The 24,496-nt window shown below is 73.8% G+C and carries 21 protein-coding genes; 12 read left to right on the forward strand and 9 right to left on the reverse strand.

Annotated elements, in window-relative coordinates; genetic code table 11:
- Positions 1 to 29: 29 nt before the first annotated feature.
- The 4 genes from ACFY30_RS12320 to ACFY30_RS12335 all read right to left on the reverse strand — a co-directional run bounded on the left by ACFY30_RS12320 (position 30) and on the right by ACFY30_RS12335 (position 4,977).
- Positions 30 to 1,607 (reverse strand): sigma-70 family RNA polymerase sigma factor, encoded by a 1,578-nt coding sequence (locus tag ACFY30_RS12320; protein ID WP_390845125.1) that lies wholly within the window; start codon positions 1,605 to 1,607, stop codon positions 30 to 32.
- A gap of 153 nt (positions 1,608 to 1,760) precedes the next feature.
- A complete protein-coding gene (locus ACFY30_RS12325; RefSeq protein ID WP_390845126.1) occupies positions 1,761 to 3,053 on the reverse strand; it encodes a sugar ABC transporter permease in 1,293 nt (430 codons plus the stop codon).
- A 5-nt stretch (positions 3,054 to 3,058) separates the two neighbouring features.
- Positions 3,059 to 3,832 carry an ATP-binding cassette domain-containing protein gene (locus ACFY30_RS12330; RefSeq protein ID WP_390657726.1) on the reverse strand — a complete coding sequence of 258 codons (774 nt, stop codon included), beginning with the start codon at positions 3,830 to 3,832 and terminating at the stop codon, positions 3,059 to 3,061.
- A gap of 56 nt (positions 3,833 to 3,888) precedes the next feature.
- Complete coding sequence (locus ACFY30_RS12335; RefSeq protein WP_390845127.1) at positions 3,889 to 4,977, reverse strand: sugar ABC transporter substrate-binding protein; 1,089 nt, start codon at positions 4,975 to 4,977, stop codon at positions 3,889 to 3,891.
- A gap of 130 nt (positions 4,978 to 5,107) precedes the next feature.
- On the opposite strand from ACFY30_RS12335, the gene ACFY30_RS12340 reads away from it, so the two are divergent.
- Positions 5,108 to 7,486: a SpoIIE family protein phosphatase gene (locus tag ACFY30_RS12340; RefSeq protein ID WP_390845128.1), complete on the forward strand. Its 2,379-nt coding sequence runs from the start codon at positions 5,108 to 5,110 to the stop codon at positions 7,484 to 7,486.
- On the forward strand, positions 7,483 to 8,565 hold the full coding sequence (locus ACFY30_RS12345) for a sugar ABC transporter substrate-binding protein (protein ID WP_390845129.1): 1,083 nt from the start codon (positions 7,483 to 7,485) through the stop codon (positions 8,563 to 8,565). Before ACFY30_RS12340 ends, ACFY30_RS12345 begins: the two co-directional genes overlap by 4 nt.
- On the opposite strand, the gene ACFY30_RS12350 is transcribed toward ACFY30_RS12345, so the two are convergent.
- Positions 8,555 to 8,800: a zinc-ribbon domain-containing protein gene (locus ACFY30_RS12350; protein ID WP_390845130.1), complete on the reverse strand. Its 246-nt coding sequence runs from the start codon at positions 8,798 to 8,800 to the stop codon at positions 8,555 to 8,557. The genes ACFY30_RS12345 and ACFY30_RS12350 overlap by 11 nt on opposite strands.
- Before the next feature lie 188 nt (positions 8,801 to 8,988).
- On the opposite strand from ACFY30_RS12350, the gene ACFY30_RS12355 reads away from it, so the two are divergent.
- Positions 8,989 to 9,969: an SMP-30/gluconolactonase/LRE family protein gene (locus tag ACFY30_RS12355; protein WP_390845131.1), complete on the forward strand. Its 981-nt coding sequence runs from the start codon at positions 8,989 to 8,991 to the stop codon at positions 9,967 to 9,969.
- A 277-nt stretch (positions 9,970 to 10,246) separates the two neighbouring features.
- Here ACFY30_RS12355 and ACFY30_RS12360 read toward each other — a convergent pair whose 3' ends face one another.
- Positions 10,247 to 10,849: a sigma-70 family RNA polymerase sigma factor gene (locus ACFY30_RS12360; protein ID WP_390845132.1), complete on the reverse strand. Its 603-nt coding sequence runs from the start codon at positions 10,847 to 10,849 to the stop codon at positions 10,247 to 10,249.
- 75 nt (positions 10,850 to 10,924) lie between these two features.
- Here ACFY30_RS12360 and ACFY30_RS12365 point away from each other — a divergent pair, with 75 nt between their 5' ends.
- From ACFY30_RS12365 to ACFY30_RS12385, 5 genes are all read left to right on the forward strand, one after another.
- On the forward strand, positions 10,925 to 11,794 hold the full coding sequence (locus ACFY30_RS12365) for an alpha/beta fold hydrolase (RefSeq protein ID WP_390845133.1): 870 nt from the start codon (positions 10,925 to 10,927) through the stop codon (positions 11,792 to 11,794).
- 81 nt (positions 11,795 to 11,875) lie between these two features.
- Positions 11,876 to 12,757 (forward strand): hypothetical protein, encoded by an 882-nt coding sequence (locus ACFY30_RS12370; protein WP_390845134.1) that lies wholly within the window; start codon positions 11,876 to 11,878, stop codon positions 12,755 to 12,757.
- Between the two features lie 152 nt (positions 12,758 to 12,909).
- Entirely contained in the window at positions 12,910 to 13,401 is a 492-nt protein-coding gene (locus ACFY30_RS12375; RefSeq protein ID WP_390845135.1) for an RpiB/LacA/LacB family sugar-phosphate isomerase, read from the forward strand.
- Positions 13,402 to 13,569: 168 nt separating this feature from the next.
- The gene (locus ACFY30_RS12380) at positions 13,570 to 15,954 is read left to right on the forward strand and encodes a phosphoketolase (protein WP_390845136.1); all 2,385 of its coding nucleotides are present in this window, start codon (positions 13,570 to 13,572) and stop codon (positions 15,952 to 15,954) included.
- A 349-nt stretch (positions 15,955 to 16,303) separates the two neighbouring features.
- A complete protein-coding gene (locus tag ACFY30_RS12385) occupies positions 16,304 to 17,281 on the forward strand; it encodes a RimK family alpha-L-glutamate ligase (RefSeq protein WP_390845137.1) in 978 nt (325 codons plus the stop codon).
- On the opposite strand, the gene ACFY30_RS12390 is transcribed toward ACFY30_RS12385, so the two are convergent.
- The gene (locus tag ACFY30_RS12390) at positions 17,265 to 19,199 is read right to left on the reverse strand and encodes a PAS domain S-box protein (protein ID WP_390845138.1); all 1,935 of its coding nucleotides are present in this window, start codon (positions 19,197 to 19,199) and stop codon (positions 17,265 to 17,267) included. The two genes, ACFY30_RS12385 and ACFY30_RS12390, sit on opposite strands and share 17 nt — an antisense overlap.
- A 205-nt stretch (positions 19,200 to 19,404) precedes the next feature.
- On the opposite strand from ACFY30_RS12390, the gene ACFY30_RS12395 reads away from it, so the two are divergent.
- Positions 19,405 to 20,280, forward strand: a complete 876-nt coding sequence (locus ACFY30_RS12395) for a fructosamine kinase family protein (protein ID WP_390845139.1) — start codon at positions 19,405 to 19,407, stop codon at positions 20,278 to 20,280.
- Between the two features lie 25 nt (positions 20,281 to 20,305).
- Here the strand turns inward: ACFY30_RS12395 and ACFY30_RS12400 are convergent, their stop codons facing one another.
- Positions 20,306 to 20,671, reverse strand: a complete 366-nt coding sequence (locus ACFY30_RS12400) for a DUF6479 family protein (RefSeq protein ID WP_390845140.1) — start codon at positions 20,669 to 20,671, stop codon at positions 20,306 to 20,308.
- 148 nt (positions 20,672 to 20,819) lie between these two features.
- Here ACFY30_RS12400 and ACFY30_RS12405 point away from each other — a divergent pair, with 148 nt between their 5' ends.
- From ACFY30_RS12405 to ACFY30_RS12415, 3 genes are all read left to right on the forward strand, one after another.
- Entirely contained in the window at positions 20,820 to 21,191 is a 372-nt protein-coding gene (locus ACFY30_RS12405; RefSeq protein ID WP_390845141.1) for a ferredoxin, read from the forward strand.
- 105 nt (positions 21,192 to 21,296) lie between these two features.
- Positions 21,297 to 22,475, forward strand: a complete 1,179-nt coding sequence (locus tag ACFY30_RS12410) for an acyl-CoA dehydrogenase family protein (RefSeq protein WP_390845142.1) — start codon at positions 21,297 to 21,299, stop codon at positions 22,473 to 22,475.
- Between the two features lie 9 nt (positions 22,476 to 22,484).
- Complete coding sequence (locus ACFY30_RS12415; RefSeq protein WP_390845143.1) at positions 22,485 to 23,330, forward strand: oxygenase MpaB family protein; 846 nt, start codon at positions 22,485 to 22,487, stop codon at positions 23,328 to 23,330.
- 304 nt (positions 23,331 to 23,634) lie between these two features.
- Here ACFY30_RS12415 and ACFY30_RS12420 read toward each other — a convergent pair whose 3' ends face one another.
- A complete protein-coding gene (locus tag ACFY30_RS12420) occupies positions 23,635 to 24,468 on the reverse strand; it encodes an NUDIX domain-containing protein (RefSeq protein ID WP_390845144.1) in 834 nt (277 codons plus the stop codon).
- Positions 24,469 to 24,496: the final 28 nt, after the last annotated feature.

Raw genomic sequence — 24,496 nt, forward strand, 5'->3', positions numbered from 1 at the left:
AGCTCGCGGCACGGAGCGGTGGTCCGTGGTCAGTCGCCCAGCGTGCTCGCGTGCCCGGGCCGGTGGTGGCGTCCCTCGCCCTCGCGGCCCCTCCCGTGCCCGGCGTCCCTCCCGTGCCCCGCGTCCCGGTCGCCGGTCCCGCAGTCCGGTCCGGTCGTGTCGGAGCCCGAGCCGGAGCCCGGGGCGGTGTCCCCGCCGGGCACCTCGGTTCCGGTTCCCGTACCGTTCCCGTTCCCGTTCCCGTTCCCGGGCTCGGGCTCGGGATCGGGCGCGGGCGGAGCCTCGGGTTCCGGGGGCTCGGGGGCGGGGGCGGGAGTGGAGGGCTCCGGTGCCTCCTGCCCGCCCTCGTCCTGATCGCCCTCGTCGGCCGGGGGAGCGGCCGGTCCCTCCTCCGGCGGGGTTTCGGCGGGCGGGGACGCGTCGTCCCCTGGTGCGGAAGCGGTCGTCCCGCCCGGAGCCGGCTCCGGCGAACTGCTCGTGTCCCCCGTCCGGGCGGCGCCCGCTCCCCGGTCGTCGGCCGCCTCGGCGGAGCTCGCCCCCTCGTCGTCGGTGGCCTCCGCCGGAAGCGCGGCCTCCGTCGGCGGTGCCGCCGGCGTCCGCGTCACCGGCACCCGGGCCACGGGGGCGTCGGCGACCGGCGTGCGCTGCCCGGGAGCCGGAGCGGACTCGGCCGGGCCGAGGACGAGGCAGACCGCGGCGGCGCCCGCCACGAGCGCGCCGGCCGCCACCACCGCGGGGGCCTTCGAGCCCCCCACCACGGCATGGCGCACGCCGTGCAGCAGCCCGGCGCCGTGCCCGCCCGCCGCGCCGGCCGCGCTCGCCGCGCCGGCGGATCCCGTCGCGAAGGCCAGGAGGAACTTGCCCGTGCCGCCCAGCGCGCACACGAGCAGCGCCGGGGCGACGAGCGCCGGCAGCCGGTCGTTGGCCCGCATCAGCGCGGCGAGCCGCGCGCGGCAGTCCGCGCACCCGTCCACGTGACCGAGCAGCCGTTCCCCCTGGCGCGCCGTGGCGGCACCGCGTACGTACGCGGGCATCCGGGCCCAGTGGACCTGGCACGCCGGGTCGTCGGGGGCGCCGCTCTGCGTGCGCAGGAAGGCCTGCCGCATGCCCTCCCGGGCGCGGTGCAGCAGTACGGCCGTCGCGCCCTCCTTGGTCCCGAGCTGCGGCCCGATCGCGGCCAGCGGCTGGCCCTCCGCCTCGGCCAGCCACAGCGCCTTCACCCAGCGCTCGGGCAGCTGGCCCAGCACCCGCACCACCAGGTCGACCTGGGACACCTGCTCGGCCGGGTCGCCCTGGGGCGTGCCCGGTTCCGCCCGCTCGTCGGTGTGCGGATCGCGCGGCGTCTCGCGCACCGCGGTCCCGGAGGCGATCGCCAGGTGCCGCACCGTCGTCCTGAGATACGCCGGCACGTTGTCGATCTCATGGCCCTCGGCCAGCCGCCGCCACACCCGGAAGTGCGCCTCGGCGACGAGGTCCTCGGCGGTCCAGGCGTTCCGGGTGAGGGTGCGGGCGTACGCGACGAGACGCGGCTGCTGTTCCTCGTAGATCCGGGCGTACGCGGCGGTCACGGAGGGCTGCGCGGGGGCGGAGGTGGACCTGTCGGACATGGAGGGACGCTCCGGTGGCCTGCGGAGGGGCGGAAGGTTTGTCAGCCTAGATGACAAAACTTTCAACCAAAGTTGCGGCAGTCGCGGGATGTGGCACAGATCACAGAGAGGTGCTGCCCCGGTCCCGGGGCGAGGGCCGGGCCGCGCGGGCCGTCACGCCCGCCCGTGGGCCTCCTGCGAGTGCCGTGACAGCGCGTCGATGACCACCGCCGCGAACAGCACCCCGCCCGTGATGACGAACTGCAGGGCCGGGGGAGTGTCGGTGATCGCCATGCCCGAGGCGATCGACTGGATGACCAGCATGCCCAGCACCGCCGACCACGTCGTACCGCGCCCGCCGAACAGGCTGGTCCCACCGATCACGGCCGCGGCGATGGCGTTCACCAGCAGGACGCCCGAGCCCGAACTCTGGCTGACCGACGTGATGCGGGAGGCCAGGAACAGTCCGCCGATCGCGGCCATGGTGCCGGAGACGGCGAGCACCGCGGTCTGGACCCGGAGCACGCTGAGGCTGGCGCGCCGGGCCGCCTCGATGCTGCCGCCCAGCGCGTACACCTGCCGCCCGTAGTGGGTGCGGCGGAGCAGGACGTCCAGGCCGGCGACCGTCACGAGGAAGATCAGCAGGGCGAGCGGCAGCCCCTGGAAGCGGTTGAGGAGGTACGCGGTGCCGAACGCGACCACCGCCGTGACCCCCGTGCGTGCCGTGACGGCCGGCAGCGAGCGGTGCGGCATGCCCACGGACAGGCGGCGCCGTCTGTCCCGGTCGGCCACCAGGAACACCGCCGCGGTGGCGGCCCCCGCCAGAGCGTAGGCGACGGCGTCCTGGGTGAAGTAGTAGCCGGTCAGGTCGGCGACGAGCCCGTCCTCGTCCAGGTTGACGGTGCCGCTGTCGCCGAGGACGGCGAGCATCAGGCCGTTCCAGGTGAGCAGCCCCGCGAGCGTGACCACGAACGCCGGTACCCGGGTTCTGGCGATGGAGAAGCCCTGGACGGTGCCCGCCACGGTGCCGGTGAGCACCCCGACGACGAGGGCGAGCCACTCCGGCACACCGTGGTTCACGTTGAGCACGGCGAAGACGGCGGCCGCGAGACCGCTGATCGAGCCCACGGACAGGTCGAGTTCGCCGATCAGCAGCACGAAGACGATGCCGACCGCGATCAGTCCCGTGCCCACGATGTCCACGCAGAGGTTCGACAGGTTGCGCGGGGAGAGGTAGTTCTCGTTCAGGGACTGGAAGGTGATCCAGACGACGGCCAGGACGAGGACGACGGGCAGCGAGCCCAGCTCTCCCGCTCTCACCTTGTGCCGCAGGAGTCCCACCCCGCCGCGCACGGCCCGCGTCCCCCCGCCCACGGCCCGGGAGGCGAGCCGCGCGCGCCGCGGCGGACGGGGTTCGCCGTCCGGCGGGGTGCGTTCGCCCGGGCTGCCGTCCGCGACCCTGCGCATGTCCTTCACCACCCCGCCTCCCGGTGGGCCGGCCGGCGGGGCACGTTCTCCGTGGCACCGGTGATGGACGAGATGATCTGCTCCTGGGAGGCGGTGTTCACGTCGAAGAAGCCGTTGTTGCGGCCGAGCCGCAGCACCGCGGCCCGGTCCGCGAGGGCCTTCACGTCGCCCATGCTGTGGCTGATGAGCAGGACGCCCAGCCCGCGGTCCCGCAACCGGTCGATGAGGTCCAGGATCTCGGAGGTCTGCTCGAACCCCAGGGCCGCCGTCGGCTCGTCGAGGAGGAGGACCCGCGGGTCACCGAGAAGCGAGCGGGCGATGGCGACGGTCTGCCGCTGGCCGCTGGACAGCGACGCGACGGGCAGCCGCAGATCGGGGACCCGTCGGGTCAGCCGCTCCAGCAGGAGCTGGGTGCGGCGCTCCATCTCCATCTCGTCGAGGAACCCGTACCGGCGGATCTCCCGCCCGAGGAACAGGTTCCCGACGACGTCGAGGTTCCCGCACAGGGCGAGGTCCTGGTAGACGGTGGCGATGCCGAGGTCCCGGGCGTCGTGCGGGCGTCTGATGTGGACCGCCCGGCCCTCCCACTCGATGACGCCCCTTTCCGCGGGCGTGACCCCGGAGATCACCTTGACCAGGGTCGACTTGCCGGCTCCGTTGTCCCCCAGGAGGGCGACGACCTGGCCGGAGTGGATCTCCAGCTCGATGTCCGTGAGGACGTCGACGACTCCGTAGCGCTTGCACACCCCGCGCAGCGCCAGCAAGGGGGGATCCGGCACGGCAACCAACTCCTTCCCTGGACCCGGGCGTGCCCGGAGCCCGCGGAACCGGCCCGTCAGGTCAGCCCTGCCTCCTCGCAGGCGGACCGGAGCTGGGGGGTGCAGATCTGCTGGACCGTGTGCAGGCCTTCCTTCACCACGGTGCTATCGATGTTGTCGGCGGTCACGGACACCGGCGTGAGCAGGACGGCCGGGACCTTCCCGCCGCTCCCCGTCGTCACCTCGCCCGTGGCCACCCGGTCCAGGTCCTCCCTGCGGGCCGCGGCCACGGCCATCGCACCGCCGGCCGCCGCCTCCGGACCGAAGGGCTTGAAGACGGTCATGTACTGGTCGCCGGCGAGGATGCGCCGCAGGGCCGCCAGCTCGGCGTCCTGACCGGTGACCGGCGGCAGCGGATCGACCTTGTTGGCCTTGAGGGAGGAGATGCTCCCGGCGGCGAGGCCGTCGTTGGCCGAATAGACCCCGTGGATGGCGTCGGCGCCGAGGGCCGCGATCGCGGCGGACATGTTCATGTGCGCGGTCTCCGTCCGCCACTGCGGGGTGTCGTACTCCTTGCCGATCCTCACCTTCCCGCGGAGCACGGACAGCGCGCCCTTCTTGAACGACTCCGCGTTCGGGTCGGCGGGATCGCCGTTCATCATGACGATCTGCGGGTCCCTCACCCCGTCGCCGATGGCCTCCAGCAGGGCCCGGCCCTGGAGCCTGCCGACCTCCACCCCGTCGAAGGAGACATAGCCGGAGATCGGGCCCTCGGCGAGACGGTCGTAGGCGATGACGGGAATGTCCGCCGCACGGGCCTCCGAGACCGACGTGGCGAGCGACCTGCCGTCCACGGCCACCAGCACGATGGCGTCGACGCCCTTGGTGATCATCGAGTCCATCTGCTCCTGCTGGATGGCGACCTCGCCCCTGGCGTTGGCGTGCTCGACCTCGCACGTGTCGCACAGGGACTCGATCCTCTTCTCGAGCAGCGGCCGGTCCTGCGCCTCCCAGCGTGCCGTGGTGGAGTCCGGCAGCAGCAGACCGATGCGCGGCGCGGTCCCTCCGCCGGGGTCGGTGCCGCCGTCCGCCCCGCAGGCCGCCAGGGCGACGGCCGCCGAGACCGCGGTCAGGGTGGCGGCCGTGTCCCGTATGCAGGCCTTCATGGGTGCCACCTGCCGTAGACGACAAGAGGGACGACGGGTAGGTATGTCCGGTTGGTTCGTATATGCGATTCTGGTGGGTGGGTGCCCCGTTCTCAACCTGTCGGCACCTGCGGCAGGGACGGGAGGTACGTTGCGGACATGCCTCGACCGGGCCCTGACCTTGGCCGGAGCGACACAGGCGGCGGTCTACACGCCCGGGGCCGGGAACGAAGAGCTTCGGCTGGTGGACTCGGCAGGACGTACCCCTTCCGGGCCGGCACCACCGGAGCGGCTGCCCCTGTCCGGTGACTCACCCGCGGCGCGGGCCTTCCTCACCGACCGCCCGCTGTGGCTCACCGCGGACCCCTCGCTCGGCGCGCTGCCCCTCGACGCGGAGGGCAGACGGCTCGGCTGTCTGGTCGTGACGGGGGCCTCGGCGGACGGCTTCGAGGCCGACCAGCGCCGCTTCCTGGAGCGCTACGCCGACGCCGTCGCCGGCCTGCTCCAGCCCGTGACGGGACCGCCCGAGCCGTCGTCCCTGCTGGACCCCGCCCTGCGGAGTCTGCGCGTCGGTTCCTTCGTCCTGGTCCCCGACACCGGTCTGATCGAGGCGGACGGCACGCTCCTCGACCTGGTCGGCATCTCGGCGGACGACTTCGACGGCAAGGTGGACACCCTGCTGGCCCACGCCCTCCCGGAGGACATGCACGCGCTGATGTCCGTCCTGGAGCCCGCCTCCCAGGCGTCCGGCCGGCGCGACCTGGAGTTCCGGGTGCGCGGCGCGACGGGCGAGATGCGCTGGCTGAGCCTGAGCTGCCGGGCCGAACCGGCCACCGCCGACCTGCCCGAGCAGGTGGTCGGCGTGGTGACCGCCACCCCGGTCCTGCGCCGCAGCCCCGACGACGTCTCCCGGATCCAGTGGCTGACCGCCGCGCTCGACGACGCCGTCACCACCCGGGACGTCGGCCGGGTGGTGGTCGCCGCCCTGCGCGAGCCGCTGGGCGCCGACCGGGTGGCCCTCGCCGCCGTCCAGGACGACCGGCTGATGGTCACCGTGCTGGACCCGCCGCAGCCCGCCGCCTGGCCGGACGTGTGGCGCTCCGAATGGCGTACGGAGTGGCCCGACACGCCCGTGCGGGCGCTGCCCACCCTGCAGGCGGCGCTGAGCGACGGCCGGATGGACCTGTGGCCCGCCGGCACCGCCCTGGAACCCGGCCTGGCGGGCATCGGCCCCGGCGGGCTCGCCGTCCTGCCGCTCCCCGGCAAGGGCCGCATCGCCGGTGTGTGCCTGGTCGGCTGGCACCGGCCGCACGAGTTCGTCCCCGAGGAGCGCTCCCTGCTCACCGCCACCGCGGCCCTCGTCGGACAGGCCCTCCAGCGCGCCCACGCCCACGACGCGGAGCAGGAGCTCGCCACCATGCTCCAGCGCAGCCTGCTGCCCCGCCGGCTGCCCGAACTCCCCGGCGGGATCGCCGTCGCCCGCTATCTGCCCGCCCGGCGGGGACTCCAGGTGGGCGGCGACTGGTACGACGTCATCGCGCTCTCCGAGGACCGGGTGGCCCTGGTGATCGGCGACGTGCAGGGACACAGCGCGGGAGCCGCGACGATCATGGGCCAGATGCGCACCGCCGTCCGGGCCTACGCCATGGAGGGCCACCCGCCCGACGTGGTCGTCTCGCACGCCAACCGGCTCCTCGTCGGCATGGAGACCGACCTCTTCGCGACCTGCTGCTACGCCGAACTCGACATGGAGGAGGGCAACACCCTCTTCGTCCGCGCCGGGCACCTCGCACCGCTGGTGCGCCATCCCGACGGCGGCACCGAGGAGGTGGAGGTCGCGGGCGGGCCCCCGCTGGGCATCCTCGCGGAGGCGGAGTTCCCCATGACCTCCGTCGCGCTGGCCCCCGGCACGGTCCTCGCCCTGGTCACCGACGGCCTGGTCGAGGCCTCCGACCTGCCGCTGGACGAGGGCATGCGCCGCACCCGCACCGCGCTCGCCGCGGCCGACCCGGCGGACCCGGGGACGATGGCCGACGAACTCCTCGGCGACGCGGGCCGCCGTGAGGACGACGTGGCCCTGCTGCTCCTGCGCTACGACGGCATGACGACCCGCCCGATCCGCGCCGGATGGATGGTGTGGCGGCTGCCCGACGCCGTCATGCACGCCCGCCGCTTCACCGCGCGCACCCTGCGCCGGTGGAAGGTCGCGGAGGCCGCCGACGCGGTGCTGCTGGTCGTCTCCGAACTCGTCACCAACGCCCTGGTGCACACCCAGGGCCCGGTCCGCCTCGACCTGGTGCTCCGCGGCGACCGGGTCCGGGTCAGCGTGAGCGACTCCTCGCCCCGCGCGCCCGCCAAGCCGGTGATCGTGGACTGGGAGTCCACCGGCGGACGCGGACTGATGCTGGTCGAGGCGATGTCGGAGTCCTCCGGCTCGGTCCCGGTGGCCGGCGGCAAGCAGGTGTGGAGCGAGATCGTCGTACCGAACCACGAACCGGTCGCCCACAAGCAGGCGGGCGGCCTGCCGTGAGGCCGCGCGGCCGGGCGGTCACCGCGGCGCTCGCCGCGGCGCTCCTCGCACTGCCCGTGGCCGCCTGCGGCGAGGACAGCGGTCCGCGGTCCGACGGCTTCACCGTGGGCCTGCTCCTGCCGAGCCGCTCGGTCCCCCGCTGGGAGCACGCCGACCGGCCGATGATCCAGGCCCAGGTGAAGAAGCTGTGCCCCGCGTGCACCTTCGACTACGCCAACGCCGAGAACGACGCGACCCGGCAGAGGCAGCAGATGATCTCCATGATCACCAAAGGGGCCGAGGTCCTGATCCTCGACGCCGCCGACACCCGTGCGCTGCGCTCCTCGATCCAGGAGGCGCGCCGGGCGGGCGTCCCGGTGGTCGCCTACGACCGGCTCGCTGAGGGCCCGGTCTCCGGCTACGTCGGATTCGACGGCACGCGGGTCGGCCGACTCCAGGGCGAGGCGCTTGTGCAGGGCATGGGGAAGCGGGCCGACGGCGGGACGGTCGTGATGATGAACGGAGACCCGACCAGCCCCAATTCCGCGTTGTTCCGGCGGGGGGCGCTCTCCGTCATCCAGGACCGGGTGCGGGTCGCCCGGTCGTACGAGACCCAGGACTGGAGCACCCAGGTCGCCCACGCCAACATGTCCGCCGCCCTGGCGGCGCTCGGCCCCGGCGGGATCGACGGTGTCCTGGCGGCCGACGACAACATCGCCGCGGGCGTCATCGCCGCCCTCAAGAGCGCCGGCGTCACCCCCCTGCCCCCGGTCACCGGCCAGGACGCCGACCTCGACGCCGTACGGCGCATCGTCAAGGGCGAGCAGTACATGACGGTGTACAAGCCCTTCCGGAAGGAGGCCGCCGCGGCCGCTGCCATGGCCGTCGCCCTGGGCCGCGACGAGGATCCCCGCGACCACGCACCGACCACCGTCGACAGCCCCACGACCAGGAACATCCCGGCGGTCCTGCTCACCCCGCACGCGGTGACGGCCGCCGACATCGGGCGCACCCTGGTCAAGGACGGCGTGTACACCGTCGACCGGATCTGCACCCGGGAGCTGCGGGCCGCCTGCGAGCGAGCCGGGCTCACCCGGTGACGGACCCCTGGGTCCGCAACCGCTCCGCCTGCTCCCCCGTCACCTTCTCCTCGGCGCCGCAGAAGGTGCACTGCGTCAGGTACTTCACGGAGACCGGGAACAGCGGCACGAAGAACAGCGTGAACTTGGTGACGCGCTTCCTGAGCGTGTGCGCGGAGGGGTTGCCGCAGCGGCCGCACACCAGCGTCACGATCGCCAGCTGGTACAGATAACCCTTGGTGCCGAAGATGATCACGCCGCTGTTTCCCTCTCGGTCGGTGCCGGACTGCACGGCCCAGTCTCGTGCATGCGGCAGGCGGGTTCATGCCCTGGGCCACGCGGGGGATCTCCCGGCCGCGACTGCCACCGCCGCCACCGGCCCGCCGCCATGTTCGTCTCGCGCCGCACACCGGCGCTTTCGTGCTCCCCTCCGAGGAGAGGTCCATGTCCCGACTTCCACGCCTGGCGGGTGTCACCGCAGCCGCCCTCGCTCTCGGCCTGCTCACGACGGCCACCGCGGCGGCCGGCGAACCGACCGTGTCCGACCCGCGCGTCATCGCCCACTTCGACTTCGCCCAGGGGCAGACACCCGAGAACATCGCCCTCGAACCCGACGGTTCCGCCGACCTGACCTTCAGCTTCGCCCGCAAGGTCGCGAACGTCACCCGCAAGGGCACCACGCGGATCATCGCCACCCTGCCCGCCGTGGCGAACCCCGACACCCCCAACATCGGCGCCGCCGTCGTCACCGGCATCGCCCGCGCCCACGACGGCACGCTCTACGTCAACTACTCCACCGGCACCAGCAGGACCGGCATCTGGCGCATCTCCCGCGACGGCGGCGCCCCGCGGCAGATCGCGAAGCTGCCGCCCGACGGGTTCCTCAACGGCCTCGCCCTCGACGAGCGCCGGGGCGTCCTCTACACCGCCGACTCGGTGCGGGGCACCGTCTGGCGCGTCCCGAGCAGGGGCGGCAGGCCCAAGGCCTGGGCCACGGGACCCGAACTCGAGCCGGGCACCGGGCCCGACGCGTCCGGCTTCGGCGTCAACGGCCTCCGCCTCCACCACAACGCCGTCTGGGTGTCCAACTCCGACGCCGGCACCCTCCTGCGCATCCCCGTCCGGGAGAACGGCTCCGCCGGCCCCATCAGGACCAGGGCGACCGGCCTGCCCGGCATCGACGACTTCGGCTTCGTCGAGCGGCACCGCGACACCGTCCTCGCCGCGCTGATCACCGCCGACGAGGTCGTCCGGGTCCGCCCGAACGGCACCCACACCGTCGTCCTGACCGGCGAGGACGGGCTGTCCAACCCGACCTCCGTGGCCGTACGCGGACGCACCGCCTACGTGCCCAGCGCGGCGTACTTCACCCAGGAGGACCCGAACCTCCTCCTCGCCCGCGTCCACCAGCGCGCCCGCCGCTGACCGGGCGACGGCCGCGGCCCCGCCCGGAGCGGGTGACCTCCCGGGCGGCGGCCGCCCCGACCGGCCCGGTTCAGGCACTGCCGGGCGACGGTGCCGGCAGGTCCAGGGCCGTCGGTGATCATGTCCTCCCGCCCCCCGCCCCCCGCCCCCCGCCCCCCGGCCATCGGGCGCCGAGCGTGATCCCGCGGGACCGACGGACGGCGGCGCCGGGCCTGTCCCGGGTGGTGAGACCCTGTTCCGCCCCGTCGGGAAGGTCGCCGGCCGGCCGCCGCGCGCCTCAGTCCTCGCGCAGCCGGTCCCGTTGCAGCCGGCGGGCGAGCGTGCGCCGTACGGACGCCGAAGCGGTGGCGGGGGCCGTGACCCCGGCGGGCAGGTCGAGTCCGCGGCTGATCGTGTCGTACGCGGCACGGTGTCCGGCGGGCAGCTCCGCGCGGTGGACCCGCAGGTCCTCCTCGACGAGGCGGCGCAGTGCGTCGACGTTCCAGGGCGTGAAGCGCTTCCTGCCCCGGGTGACGGCCTCGACGTACCGGGTGCAGTGGGCGGAGTGGCCGAGGCACTCCGAGATCTCCTCGGCCAGGCCCCACAGGCGTCCCTCGAGCCAGGGGACGTCGCGCTGGTCGAGGGCGAGTTCCACCGGGGGCGGCGGGTCGTCCCGGTGCTTCGTCATCTGCTTGGACACGGCGGGCTGACTCATCCCGGCGAGCCGGGCGATGGTGTCCTGGGTCCAGCCGAGCCCGGCGAACACCTGGATCATCTCGGCGCGCAGCGCGCGCATCTCCTCGCCGGCGCGGATGACCTCGTTGATGTCGGCCAGCATGCGCCCCGCCTGCTCCTCGGTCAGCGCCCCGGGGCCGCTCCCTGTGCTCTCCTCACCTGTCACAACCCGGTTATACACCCTGCCCGGATCTCATAACCAGGTTGTACAACCCGGTTATGAGATGCCAGGATCGCCGGCATGCCCACCTTCTGCGCACCTGACGGAACCCGGCTCGCCTACCGCGTGACCGGATCCGGAGCCCCGCTCGTCTGCGTCCCCGGCGGCCCCGCGGACTCCGCCTACCTCGGGGACCTCGGCGGCCTGTCCGCGCACCGCGAACTGATCACGCTGGACCTCCGCGGCACCGGAGGGTCCGCGATCCCCGAGGACACCGCCTCCTACCGCTGCGACCGTCTCGTCGACGACGTCGAGGCCCTGCGCGCCCACCTCCGACTGCCCCGGATCGGCCTCCTCGCCCACTCCGCCGGTGCGAACGTCGTGACGCAGTACGCGGCCCGGCATCCGGAGCGCGTCGCGAGCCTCGCCCTGGTCACCCCCGGAACCCGCGCCGTCGGCATCGAGATCACCGGCGGGACGCGCAGAGAGCTGGCGCGGCTGCGGCGGCACGAGCCGTGGTTCCCTGAGGCGTACGCCGCCCTGGTGGCCGTCACCGAGGGGACCGGCGAGGACTGGGAGGCCGTCGCCCCCTTCTTCCACGGCCGCTGGGACGCCGCGGCGCGCCGGCACCACGCGGACGCCCGGCCGGACAACGCCGAGGCCGTGGCCCGCTTCGGGGAGGAAGGGGCCTTCACCCCGCAGGCCACCCGCGCCGCGCTCACCGCCCTCGCCGCTCCCGTCCTGCTGCTCGCCGGAGAGGTCGACCTGAACAGCCCGCCCCGCTCGGTGGCGCAGTTCGCGCGTCTCTTCCCGGACGCCTCCCTCGTCGTGCAGCCGGGTGCCGGGCACTACCCCTGGCTCGACGACGCCGAGCGGTTCGTGGCGGCGGTCTCGGCGTTCCCGGAGCCCGCGGCAGGGCTCGGCGTGGCGGGCCGTCCAGGTCCTCCGTGAAGGCCAGGGGCTTGTTATGACCGCTGTCATGATGGATGCTGCCTCGGGCACCCACCGCCGAGAGACCCGGGAGGGCACACAGTGGGCGACACCGTCGCACGGACGATGTGGGAGCGGTTCGAACCGGTCCACGACCTGGTGTACTTCGCTCCCGAGGTGCGCCGGGCCGCCGACGGCCTCGGCCTGCGCGGCTACTGGATGGGCTACTTCGCCCTGCGCGCCGCCCCGCTCGGCCCCGCTCCCGCCTCCGTCGTCACCAGCTGCTTCTACGTCTTCCACCCCGACCGGGTGGCCCGCGCCCTGCCCGACGCCTGGACCTACGCGGACCCGGCGGACGTCCTCGCGGTGCGCGCGCAAGCCGTCGACGCCGCCATGACCGGCCTCTACGGCTCGCAAGCGGTCGCCTCCGACGAGATGGCCGAGGCGGCCGACCTGGCCTGGGAGGCCGCGCAGGCCGCGGACACGGCCGGGCGGGTGCTCGCCGCCGCCAACCAGGCCCTCACCCGCCCCGCGCAGCCCCACGTCAGGCTCTGGCAGGCCCTGACCACCCTGCGCGAACACCGGGGCGACGGACACGTCGCCGTCCTCGTCGGCCGGGGGGTGGGGCCGGTCGAGGCCATGGCGCTGAAGTGCGCGACGGGGGAATCGGACGACGAGTTCCAGCGGCAGACCCGCAAATGGGACCCGGCGCACTGGCAGGCGGCCCGGGCCGGGCTGCGTGCGCGCGGATGGCTCGACGAGGACGGGCGGCTCACCAAGGAGGGGGCCGCCGCCCGACAGGAGATCGAGGCCGGCACCGATGCCGCGGCCGCCGCACCGTGGACCGCACTCGGCGCCGCCGGCACCGCCCGACTCGCCCACCTGCTCGAACCGCTCGCCCGCACCGTCCTGGACTCCGGGATCATCCCGGCCGCCAACCCGGTCGGTCTGACCAGCGGCACATGGGACTCGACCGCGGGGTGACCGCAGGGCGGGACCGTGGGGGCTCGGCCGCCGGGGCCGCGGGGCTCGGCTGCCGGAGGGGACGCGGGGCGCAGGAGGACGTCATCCGGTGCGCCCGCCTCCGGCGGCGCCCGGAGGCGACAACGGGGACGTCCGCTCAGTAGGCTCCCGACATGCGGATCTCCGTTTCCTCGGACATGGACGAACCCGTGGCCCGCGCCCTCGTCTCGGAGCTGCGCGGCCGCGGACACGACGTGGTGACCCACGGCGCGCTGCGCCCCGGTTCCGACCCGCAGTGGGCGGTGTGCTCGGAGGCGGCGGCACGGGACGTGGCCGACGGCACCTCGGAGCAGGCCGTGGTGTGCTGCTGGACCGGCACGGGCGCGTCCATCGCCGCGAACAAGGTGCCCGGCGTCCGGGCCGCCCTGTGCACCGACGCCTGCACGGCCGACGGCGCCCGCCGGTGGAACGACGCCAACGTCCTCGCCCTCAGCCTGCGGCTGACCTCCGTGCCGCTGCTCAAGGAGATCCTGGACGCCTGGTTCGGGGCGGAGGCCGGCCAGGACGCCGAGGACCGGCGCAACATCGAGCACATCCGCGGGCTCGACGCGGGCCGCTCCGCTTCCTGGCGAGGCAGCCCGGAGAGCGGGGGGAGGGAGGCCTGAGGGTGGCCCGGGGAGCCTGAGGGCGGTCCGGGGGAGTCCTCTTACGGACGGATCCGCTCGCCCGTATGGTCCGGTCGGCCCTGTCGGGTACCCGGCACCGGGAGAGGGTGGGGAGGTACGGACCGGTACGCACCTCCGCGCCACCCCGATCCGGAAGGGAACCCGAGAATGTCCGTCGACCCGCAGCAGTCGTCCGCCCGGCTCGCCGACGACGAGCTCAGGACACTGCACGCGCACTGGCGCGCCGCGAACTACCTGTCCGTCGGCCAGATCTACCTCATGGCCAACCCGCTGCTCACCGAGCCGCTGCGCCCGGAGCACGTCAAGCCGCGGCTGCTCGGCCACTGGGGCACCTCACCGGGGCTCAACCTCGTGTACACCCACCTCAACCGGGTCATCCGCAACCGCGACCTGAACGCCCTGTGCGTCTGGGGTCCCGGCCACGGCGGCCCGGCGGTGGTCGCCAACTCCTGGCTGGAGGGCAGTTACAGCGAGACGTACCCGGACGTCTCCCGCGACGCGGCGGGCATGGCGCGGCTGTTCCGGCAGTTCTCCTTCCCCGGTGGTGTGCCGAGCCATGTCGCGCCGGAGACGCCCGGTTCGATCCACGAGGGCGGTGAGCTCGGCTACTCGCTGGCACACGCGTACGGCGCCGCCTTCGACAACCCCGACCTGCTGGTGGCCTGTGTGATCGGCGACGGCGAGGCGGAGACCGGGCCGCTGGCCGCCGCCTGGCACTCCGACAAGTTCCTCGACCCCGTGCACGACGGCGCGGTCCTGCCGATCCTGCACCTCAACGGCTACAAGATCGCCAACCCCACCGTGCTGGCCCGGATCCCGGAACCGGAACTGGACGAGCTGCTGCGCGGCTACGGCCACGACCCCATCCACGTCACCGGCGACGAGCCGAACGCCGTCCATCGCGCGATGGCGCAGGCCATGGACACCGCCCTGGACCGCATCGCCGCCCTGCAGCGCGCGGCCCGCGAGGACGGGGCAGGGGAACGCCCCCGCTGGCCGGTGATCGTGCTGCGCACCCCGAAGGGCTGGACCGGCCCCGCCCACGTCGACCGGCTGCCCGTGGAGGGCACCTGGCGCGCCCACCAGGTCCCGCTGTCCGCCGTCCGGGACAACCCCGACCACCTGCGCCAGCTGGAGGCCTGGCTGCGCTCCTACCGGCCCGAGGAACTCTTCGACGAGCAGGGCAGCCCCCGCCTCGACGTCCTGGCCTGGATTCCCGAGGGCACCCGCCGTCTCGGCGCCACCCCGCATGCCAACGGCGGCCTGCTCCTGCGCGAACTCCCCCTGCCCGGCCTCGACTCGTACGCCGTCCCGGTCGACAAGCCGGGCACGACGCTGCACGAACCCACCCGTGTCCTCGGTGAGTTGCTGCGCGACGTCATGCGATCCACCGCCGGGCGCCGGGACTTCCGGCTCGTCGGTCCCGACGAGACCGCGTCCAACCGGCTCCAGGCCGTCTTCGCCGCCAGCGGAAAGGCCTGGCAGGCGCAGACCCTCCAGGTCGACGAGGACCTCGACCGGCACGGCCGGGTGATGGAGATCCTCTCCGAGCACACCTGCCAGGGCTGGCTGGAGGGCTACCTCCTGACGGGCCGTCATGGACTGTTCTCCTGCTACGAGGCGTTCGTCCACATCGTCGACTCGATGGTCAACCAGCACATCAAGTGGCTCCGGGTGACCCGGCGGCTGCCCTGGCGCGCGTCCATCGCCTCCCTCAACTACCTGCTCACGTCGCACGTCTGGCGCCAGGACCACAACGGCTTCTCCCACCAGGACCCCGGCTTCGTCGACCACGTCCTCAACAAGAGCCCCGAGGTCGTGCGGGTCTATCTGCCGCCGGACGCCAACACCCTGCTGTCGGTGGCGGACCACGCCCTGCGCAGCCGCGACTACGTCAACGTCATCGTGGCCGGCAAACAGCCCTGCTTCGACTGGCTGACCCTGGACCAGGCCCGCGCGCACTGCGCCCGCGGCGCCGGGATCTGGGACTGGGCCGGCACCGAGAACGGCAGCCGCGAACCCGACGTCGTGCTCGCCTGCGCCGGTGACGTCCCCACCCAGGAGGTGCTGGCCGCCGCCCAGCTGCTCCGCCGCAACCTGTCCGACCTCGCCGTCCGTGTCGTCAACGTGGTCGACATCGCCCGCCTCATGCCGAGCGAGGAACACCCGCACGGCATGAGCGACTTCGAGTACGACGGCCTGTTCACCACCGACAAGCCGGTGATCTTCGCCTACCACGGCTACCCCTGGCTGATCCACCGCCTCGCCTACCGCCGCACCGGCCACCGCAACCTGCACGTGCGGGGCTACAAGGAGATCGGCACCACGACCACGCCGTTCGACATGGTCGTCCGCAACGACCTCGACCGCTACCGCCTGGTCATGGACGTCATCGACCGCGTCCCCGGACTCGCGGTGCGGGCGGCCGCCGTACGCCAGCGGATGGAGGACGCGCGGTTGCGCCACCATGACTGGATCCGGGCCCGCGGCACCGACCTTCCCGAGGTCGCGGACTGGTCCTGGGGCGGCTGAGACCGCAGGTCACCGGCGGCCGGGCGGGGCGCACGGACGGGGGCGGACGGCGCAGGGGACGGGGCAGGACGCGGGCGCGCGTGCGCCCTGGTACGGCGCCTCGCCCGGTGCTTACAGTGGTCGGCCGGCCCTGCGACGCGGATCCTGCGGGGCGAGCCCCACCCCTCGTGGTCACCGGCCACCGCGACCCGGCGCCGTCCGGGCCCGGTACGGCCCCGCACACCGGCGCGGCTTCCAGGGCGACGGGTGCGAGGACCACCCGCGCGACAGGCACCATCCGTGACACCGCTCGCACCGCGCACAAGGGCACCCGCGGCACGAGCGCGCGTCGACACCACTGGAGGCCGCTGTGTCCCGACCGAGCATCGCCCTGATCGCCGATCCCACGTCGCCCGAAGGCTGCCGGGAGTATCTCGCCGACGCCGTGGAACTGCTCACCGGCGCACCGCCCGTCCGTATCGACTCCCGCCACTTCGCGGCCGGCGGAACCGGCCGCGGGGTCCCCGACGGAGGCCGGTTACGGCTGCGGGTCCCCGAGGAGCGGCTGGACTTCGTCCCCGACGTCGTCCTGCTCTACGAGATCCCGCCGCACCGCCGGCGGGACCTCGCCGCCTTTCAGGAACTGCTCGAGACCCACGACGTGGTGACGCTGGGCACCGGCCCGGAAGCCTGGCGGACGGCGACGGAGAAGAACCTCACCGTCGCCCGCTTCCACCGGGACGGTGTCGCCCAGATGGAGACGGTCGTCCTGTCCGGGCCCTCCGCGCGGGAGGCGTCCGAGGCGTTCGAGCGGCTCGGCGGCGACACCTGGGCCCGGCCCGTCGTCGGGACGGGCGGCAACGACACCTTCCATGTCACCACCCCGCACCTGCTGGAGCAGGCCACCGCCTACTACGCCGAGCACGGCACCGACTGGATGCTCTCGCGCGACGCGGGCAACGTCACCGCCGACGGCCTGCGCCACCAGTTCCGGGTCTTCGTCCTCGGTGGCCGGGTCGTGCACGCCCGCGAGCACCTCCAGCCCGAACCGGACACCCCCTGCAACACCTGCCGGGGCGCCACCGCCGTCCACATCGACCCGCCCGACCTCCCGGCCCGCCTCGGCGAACTCGCCGTCGCCGCCACCGCCTCGGTCGGGCTGCCGTTCGCCGGAGTCGACCTGGCCGTCGAGAACGGCGGGGTCGTCTTCGAGGTCAACGTCCAGCCCGCCTTCGTCGACGGACGGGTGGAGGTGGAGAAGGTCGCCGTGCCGTACGTCCAGGCCCACCTGGACGCCTTCGAACTCGCCCGCGGCGGCCGGTCCCGGGGGCTCACAGCCTCAGCGTGAACCAGGTGGTCTTGCCCTCGTCCGTCGGCCGCACCCCCCACCCGGCGGCGAGGGCCCGGACCAGGATCAGACCCCGGCCCGACTCCTCCTCCTCGGTCGCCAGGCGCGGCTGGGGCAGATGCGGGCTGCGGTCGCTGACCTCGACGGTGAGATCGGTGACCGTGCGGTGCAGGTGCAGTCCGATGGGGCCGTGGGCGTGCAGGACGGCGTTGGTGAGCGTCTCCGACAGCAGCAGCAGGGCGTCGTCGGCGCGTGACATGCAGTTCCACGAGGTCAGCGCCTTGTGCAGGAACGCCCGCCCCTCCGGCACGGAGGCGGGTTCGGCCGGCAGGTCCACGGTGACGGCTGCCAGCGGCCCCGCCGGAAGCTGCGCGAACAGCAGGGTCACGTCGTCGTTGTGGCCGTCGGCGTCCGGCAGCAGACCGGCCAGCACCTGGTCGGCGGCGTCCTCCAGGAGCGGCGTTCCGCCGAACAGCTCGTCCAGCAGGACGGTGAGTTCGCCGATCCGCACCTCGATGTCGCTGCCGGGCGTCTCGACCAGCCCGTCCGTGTAGAGCACCAGGGTGGCGCCCGGCGGTATCTCCGTACTGGACTGCTCGTACAGGACGTCGCCCACCCCGAGCGGCGCGTTGACCGGGCAGGGCAGGGCGGTGATGCCGTCGCCCGCCCCGGCGACCAGCACCGGCAGATGGCCCGCCGAGCAGACGGTGACCGTGCCCGTGTCCGGGGCGATCACCAGATAGCAGCAGGTGACGAGCTGGTCGGGGACGTCGAGGTCGGCGACGCAGGTGTCCAGCGCCTGCATCAGCTGGCGCGGCTGCATCCCGGTCTTCGCCAGGGCGTGCGCGGCCGACCGCAACTGGCCCATCACGGCGGCCGCCTCGAGCCCGCGGCCCATCACGTCACCGATCAGCACGCCCACCCGGTCGGCGCCCAGCGGGATCAGGTCGAACCAGTCGCCGCCCACGCCGGCGCCCTGGGTGGCGGGCCGGTAGCGGCTGGCGGTGGCCAGGCCCGGCAGGGCGGGGGGTGTGCCCATCAGGCTGCGCTGCAGGGTCAGCGCGATGTGCCGCTGCTGCTCGTACAGCGCGGTGAGTTCGGCCTCGGCGCGCTTGCGGTCGCTGATGTCCCGCACGATCGCGCACGCCCCGACCACCGTGCCGGACGTGTCCCGGGTCGGCCACAGCGTGACATCCACGTCCAGCAGCGTCCCCGTGCTGGTCAGCCGCAGGGTCTCGAAGTGCTCCACCTTCTCGTCGTGCCGCAGCCGCTTGAGCAACGCCTTGACCTCGCCCCGCAGTTCCCGCGGCGCCAGCACCGACACGTGCCGGCCGATCACCTCCTCGGCCGTGTAGCCGTACAGCCGCTGCGCGGCCGCGTTCCAGTAGGTGATGTAGCCGTCCAGGGTCTTGGCGAGAATCGCGTCCTGCGACGACTCCACCAGCGCGGCGAGTTCGTTGATCCGGGCTTCCGCCGCCTTGCGGTCGCTGACGTCCCGCACGGCCGCCGACACGAGCAGCCCGTCCGCCGTCTCCAGCGGGCTCAGACTGATCTCGACGGGGAACTCCGTGCCGTCCTTGCGCAGCCCGTGCAGTTCCAGTCCGGCGCCCATCGGCCGCACCTGCCGGTTGGCCGTGTAGCCGCCCCGGTGGCCGGTGTGCTGGTCGCGGAAGCGGTGCGGGATGAGCAACTCGACCGGGTTGCCGAGGAGTTCCTCGCGGCCGTAGCCGAACAGCGCCTCCGTCTGGGCGTTGACCAGCCGGATGGCGCCCGTGTCGTCGACGATGACCATGGCGTCCGGCGCGGCCTCCAGCAGACCCCGGAACCTCTCCTCGGCCCCGCTCGGGGCGCCGTCAGGTGCCAGTGCCGGTGCGTCGCAGCCGCACCGTTTCTGCTGAGCCGTGTCTGGACCCCGCACGGCTCCAGCCTGCATCACGTCGGCCATCTTCCACCTCACCCTGCGCGACGGTTCAGGCCACTACAGCGCCTTTCGGCCGCCTTCGCTCCACGAAGTCGTTTACTGTCCGTTCACTGTCCGAACGTGAACGCGGGGTCACGAGATGGCCACCTGATCCCGAGCGCACTTCTGCACTCGGCCCGGGACGCGACGTACGCTCGTCCCCGTGTCCTCGCCGCACCCACCCGCGTCCGAACCCGGTCCCGGTGCCGTCGCCGCCCGGCTCACCGGGGCGTCCGTCCGTCGCGCGCGTCCGCTGTCCGGGACGCTCTGGGAGGCCGAGCTCGACGACGGGCGGACGGTGATCGTCAAGAGGGGACACGAGCGGGACGCCGTACGGGCCGAGGCCGCGGGGCTGCGCTGGCTGGCCGCGGCGGGCGCGGTGCGGGTGCCGGTCGTGCACGGGTGGGACGAGCGGTGGCTGGTCACCGAGCGGGTGCCGGCCGGAGCGCCGAGCGCCGGGGCCGCCGTACGGTTCGGCCGTGACCTCGCCGCGCTGCACGCCGCCGGCGCCCCCGCCTTCGGCGCACCGCCGCCGGGGGGTCCCGTGGACACGTACATCGGGCTCGCCCCGATGCGCAACGCCGTCGGCGAGGACTGGCCGCGCTGGTACGCCGAGCAGCGGGTGCTGCCCTACCTCAGGTCGGCGGTCGACGCCGGAACGGTGCGCCCCGCCGAGGCCTCCGTCGTGGAGCGGGTGTGCGCACGGCTGCCGGGGCTGGCCGGACCGGCCGAGCCGCCCGCCCGGCTGCACGGCGATCTGTGGAACGGCAATGTGCTGTGGGGGACGGACGGGCAGGCCCGGATCATCGACCCGGCCGCGCACGGCGGGCACCGCGAGACCGACCTCGCGATGCTGGCCCTGTTCGGCTGCCCCTGTCTGCAGCAGGTGATCGAGGGGTACGAGCAGGTCGCGCCGCTCGCCGACGGGTGGACCGCACGCGTGGGCGTGCACCAGCTCTTCCCTCTGCTGGTGCACGCCGTGCTGTTCGGGAGGCCGTACGCCGAGCAGGCGCTGGCGGTGGCCCGGACGGTCTCGTAGCCGTGCCTTCCAGGGACAGGCCCCGTCAGTGGGCGCCCAGGCCGCCCCCGCCGAAGGAGCCGCTGCTGCCCTTGCTCCAGCGTGACCGTGTCTTGTCCGCGCTCGGACGGGTCTGCATGTTGGTCAGCTCGTAGGGGGTGAGGGGGCGCTCGCCCTTGGCGGTCCGGGGTACCTCCTCGGGCTCACGGTTCTCGCGGATCTCGTGCACCGGGCCGCCCGGCGGCAGGTGCGGCTGCTCGTCGGGGCGCGGCCTCGGCGACTCGCGCAGCTTGACCCGCGCGCCCAGCCAGAAGCTGCCGGCCAGCAGTGCGACGACGACGACGGCGACCAGGAACAACACGAGGCTGATCAGGCCGCTCGCGGCGGCCAGCTGCTCGCTTGCGGTATTCATATCGGCTGAATACCCCATGAAAGGGACGTAAACCACACGATGGCCTTCCTTGCTCCGTGTCCGCGAGCCGGTGCGCAGGGTGTCCGGGCGGCAGATCGCCCGCCCGCCTCCGCGTTTAGGGGCGGGCCGCTCCGGCTACCCGCGAGGCGTGACTTCGACGACTTCTCAACAGGACCTCTTCCGGTTCCTGGAGGATCGCTTCGCCTGCGCACAGGAGTGCACCGAGTGTGCGCGTGCCTGCGCGCTGCGCGCGAGCCTCGTGGATCCGGACGGGACGGAACAGCAGGAACTGGTGCGCCGCAAGGGCATCATGTGCGCGGAGGTGTGCGACGCGACCTGCCGGGTGCTCTCCGAGGACAACCGCATGGACGAGGCCGGCATCCGCGTCCAGCTGGAGTGGTGCCGGACCGTGTGCCTGGAGAGCGCGCACGTCTTCGACAAGGCGGGCGCGCAGGAGACGGCGGAGGCGTGCCGCGCGTGCGCCCGGGCCTGCACGGACTTCATGGCGACCCTGGTCTGAGCTCGCCCTCCCGCACCCGCTTCCCTCCCCGGCATTCCCAATTTCTGCAACACGTTCTACGGTGTGCGCCGTCAGGAGACCGGCCTTGGGAAGCCAGGAGGCGCCGTGCACCTCGACCACACGCCCGAGCAGCAGCGACTGCGCACCGAACTGCGCTCCTACTTCGCCGAGCTGGTACCGGACAACGCCTACGCCCGGCACGCCGACCCGGTCGGCGCGAAACGCTTCTACCGCGCGACCATCCGCCGCCTCGGCGCGGACGGCTGGCTCGGCGTCGGCTGGCCCGAGGAGTACGGCGGCCGCGGCCTGACCCCCATCGAGCAGTTCGTCTTCTTCGACGAGGCCGCCCAGGCGGGCGTGCCGCTGCCCCTGATGGCCCTGAACACCGTCGGCCCGACGATCATGCGCTACGGCACGGACGAGCAGAAGGCGTACTTCCTGCCGAGGATCCTCTCCGGTGAGATCGACTTCGCCATCGGCTACAGCGAACCCGACGCGGGCACCGACCTCGCCGCCCTCAGGACGCGCGCCGTCCGCGAAGGCGACGAGTACGTCGTCAACGGACAGAAGATCTGGACGACCAACGGCGACACCGCCGACTGGGTGTGGCTCGCCGTGCGCACCGACCCCGAGGCCCCGCCACACAAGGGCATCACCATGCTCCTCGTGCCGACCACCGACCCCGGCTACTCCTGCACGGTCATCCGCACCCTCGCCTCGCACGACACCACCGCCAGCTACTACGAGAACGTCCGCGTCCCCGTCTCCCGGCGGGTCGGCGCCGAGAACCAGGGCTGGCGGCTCATCACCAACCAGCTCAACCACGAACGCGTGACCCTGGCCGCGCACGGCACCATGGCGATCCGCGCCCTGCACGACGTCCAGCGCTGGGCCACCGAGACCAAGCTCGCCGACGGCCGCCGCGTCGTCGACCTCCCCTGGGTCCGCCGCCTGCTCGCCCGGACCCACGTCCGGCTCGACGCCCTCAAGCTGCTCAACTGGCAGATGGTGGGCGCCCTCCAGAACGGCACCCTCACCCCCCAGGACGCCTCCGCCGTCAAGGTCTACGGCTCCGAGGCCCGCCGGGACGCCTACGCCTGGCTCCTGGAGATCGTCGCGGCCCCGGGCGCACTCCAGGAGGGCTCGGCGGGAGCCGTGCTGCGCGGCGAACTCGAACGCGGCTACCGCTCCGCCGTGATCTTCACGTTCGGCGGCGGCAACAACGAGATCCAGCGGGAGATCATCTCCTGGATAGGGCTGGGGATGCCCCGGGTGCGGCGCTAGCCTGCCGGCATGACCGCCGACCCGGGGCTGTTCGGTCCGTCGTCCGTCGCCTGGCAACTCCACGGCGACCCCATGATGTGGGTCGCGGGCATCCGCGCCCTCTACCTCCAGGCCCTCCACCCCCGCGCCGTACGCGGAGTCATGGAGAACTCCGACTTCCGGCGCGACGCCTGGGGCCGCCTCATGCGCACGGCGGCCTTCGTCGGCACCACGACCTACGACACGAGCGCGGCCGCCGAGAAGGCCGGCGCGCGCGTGCGCAAGATCCACCGGATGCTCTCGGCGACCGACCCGGAGACGGGGGAGCGGTACCCGGTCGACGATCCGGGGCTGCTCCTGTGGGTGCACTGCGCCGAGATCGACTCCTACCTGCACGTCCTGCGCCGCTCCGGCTACCCCCTCACCGACGCCGCCGCCGACCGCTACCTCGCCGAACACCGGGTCAGCGCCCGGCTGGTGGGCCTCGACCCGGACGCCGTACCCGCCGACCGGGCGGAGATGGACGCCTACTTCGAGAAGACGCGGCCCCAGCTCGCCGTCGGAGCCGACGCGCGCGCGGTGGACGACTTCCTGCTCCGCCCGCCGACGCACCCCCTGCTCGTCCCGGCGCGCGCCCTGCTGTGGCGGCGCGTGGCGGACTTGGCGTACGCCTCCCTGCCCCCCTACGCCCACGAGCTGTACGGCAGGCCCGCGCCCGGGCCGGCCACCGTCACCCGGCGGTTGCGCGGGACGGGCGTGATGCTGCGCCGCGTCCCCGCACGTCTGCGCTGGCGGCTCCCGCCCCAGCACATCCTGCGGGCCATGGCGCGACTCGGCCCGGACACCCGTCCCTCGCCGGACAGAGTCCCGCTGTAGACCGCCGTCCCCTTGGCCGGTCGTCGTGAGGTCGCGGTGGGCCCGGGCGGGCGCGTCACCCGGCCGGGCCGCCGGCCCGACGCCCCGGCCGGGTGACGCGCCGGTCGGCCGCCGCCCGTGGACGCATCCCGGGCGCCGGCCACCCGGGCACCCCTCGCCGTCCGCGAGGAGGCCGACCGCCGGAACAGCGCGGCCGAGGCCCGCAGGCGGGGCGCTCCACCGGCGGGCCACGGCGCTGCGGAAGTGACGGACGGCGGGCGGGGCACGGCGGACGACGCCGAAGGCGGGCGGGGCCTGAGCCGGGTCAGTCCCAGCCCAGCTCCGTGTACGGCCGCCCGGCGCGGATGCCGTCCACCGCCGCCCGGGCGTACCCGACCATCGGCTCCGGCAGCGCGTCCAGCGGCCACCAGTCCCAGCCCAGGCACTTGTCCGGCTCCAGCAGGCGGGGCTCGCCCCGCCAGCGGCGGGCCCGGAAGACGAACTGCACCCGGGGCCGTCCGCCGGGCCCGTCGACGACATGGACCGTGTGGGCGAGCTCCACATCGGCCGCGTCGATCTCCAGTCCGGCCTCCTCCCGGGCCTCCCTGATCAGACAGGCGACGGCGGACTCCTGCTCGCAGTGACCGGCCAGGAAGTGGTGCGTCATCGGCGCGAAGGGCACGTCCGGGTGGCGCAGCCCGAGCAGGATCCTGCCGTCGCGTTCCAGGTAGAGGTGGACGCCGACGACGTGCGGGACGGTCCGCCGGACGGGCACGGTTCCGTCGCCCCGGTGCAGGGCGAGCACCTCGGCCGCCCACGGCGCCATCGTCAGCTGCGCGGTGGCCGCCGCGTCGAAGAAGGCGAACATGATGCCCTCGGTGACCGGCAGCCGGGAGGGATCGCCGTCCCAACGCCCGAGGAACACCGTGGTGTCGGCGATGACCGTGAACCGGGTCAGTCCCTCGATCACCAGCCCCGTCTCCTCCAGCAGCTCCCGCGCGATCCCCTCCTCCGGCGACTCGTCGCCCTCCCGCGCGCCGCCGGGCAGCGACCACGCGCCCGGGTCCCAGATCGGCTTGTGCGCGTCCCGCAGATGCAGCAGGTACCGCCCCCTCCGGTCGACCAGCAGTGCGGCCGTGTGACGCGGCTCGGCGTCCATGAGCTCCCCCTCGTGTCCCACCGGGCGT

The sequence above is a fragment of the Streptomyces sp. NPDC000345 genome, from assembly GCF_042898825.1.
Classification (GTDB): Bacteria; Actinomycetota; Actinomycetes; order Streptomycetales; family Streptomycetaceae; genus Streptomyces.

Coding starts and splice junctions, on each gene's coding strand:
- ACFY30_RS12355 (WP_390845131.1), top strand. CDS start 8,989: ATGTCCCGACTTCCACGCCTGGCGGGTGTCACCGCAGCCGCCCTCGCT.
- ACFY30_RS12420 (WP_390845144.1), bottom strand. CDS start 24,468: ATGGACGCCGAGCCGCGTCACACGGCCGCACTGCTGGTCGACCGGAGG.
- ACFY30_RS12375 (WP_390845135.1), top strand. CDS start 12,910: ATGCGGATCTCCGTTTCCTCGGACATGGACGAACCCGTGGCCCGCGCC.
- ACFY30_RS12380 (WP_390845136.1), top strand. CDS start 13,570: ATGTCCGTCGACCCGCAGCAGTCGTCCGCCCGGCTCGCCGACGACGAG.
- ACFY30_RS12335 (WP_390845127.1), bottom strand. CDS start 4,977: ATGAAGGCCTGCATACGGGACACGGCCGCCACCCTGACCGCGGTCTCG.
- ACFY30_RS12320 (WP_390845125.1), bottom strand. CDS start 1,607: ATGTCCGACAGGTCCACCTCCGCCCCCGCGCAGCCCTCCGTGACCGCC.
- ACFY30_RS12325 (WP_390845126.1), bottom strand. CDS start 3,053: ATGCGCAGGGTCGCGGACGGCAGCCCGGGCGAACGCACCCCGCCGGAC.
- ACFY30_RS12415 (WP_390845143.1), top strand. CDS start 22,485: ATGACCGCCGACCCGGGGCTGTTCGGTCCGTCGTCCGTCGCCTGGCAA.
- ACFY30_RS12365 (WP_390845133.1), top strand. CDS start 10,925: ATGCCCACCTTCTGCGCACCTGACGGAACCCGGCTCGCCTACCGCGTG.
- ACFY30_RS12400 (WP_390845140.1), bottom strand. CDS start 20,671: ATGAATACCGCAAGCGAGCAGCTGGCCGCCGCGAGCGGCCTGATCAGC.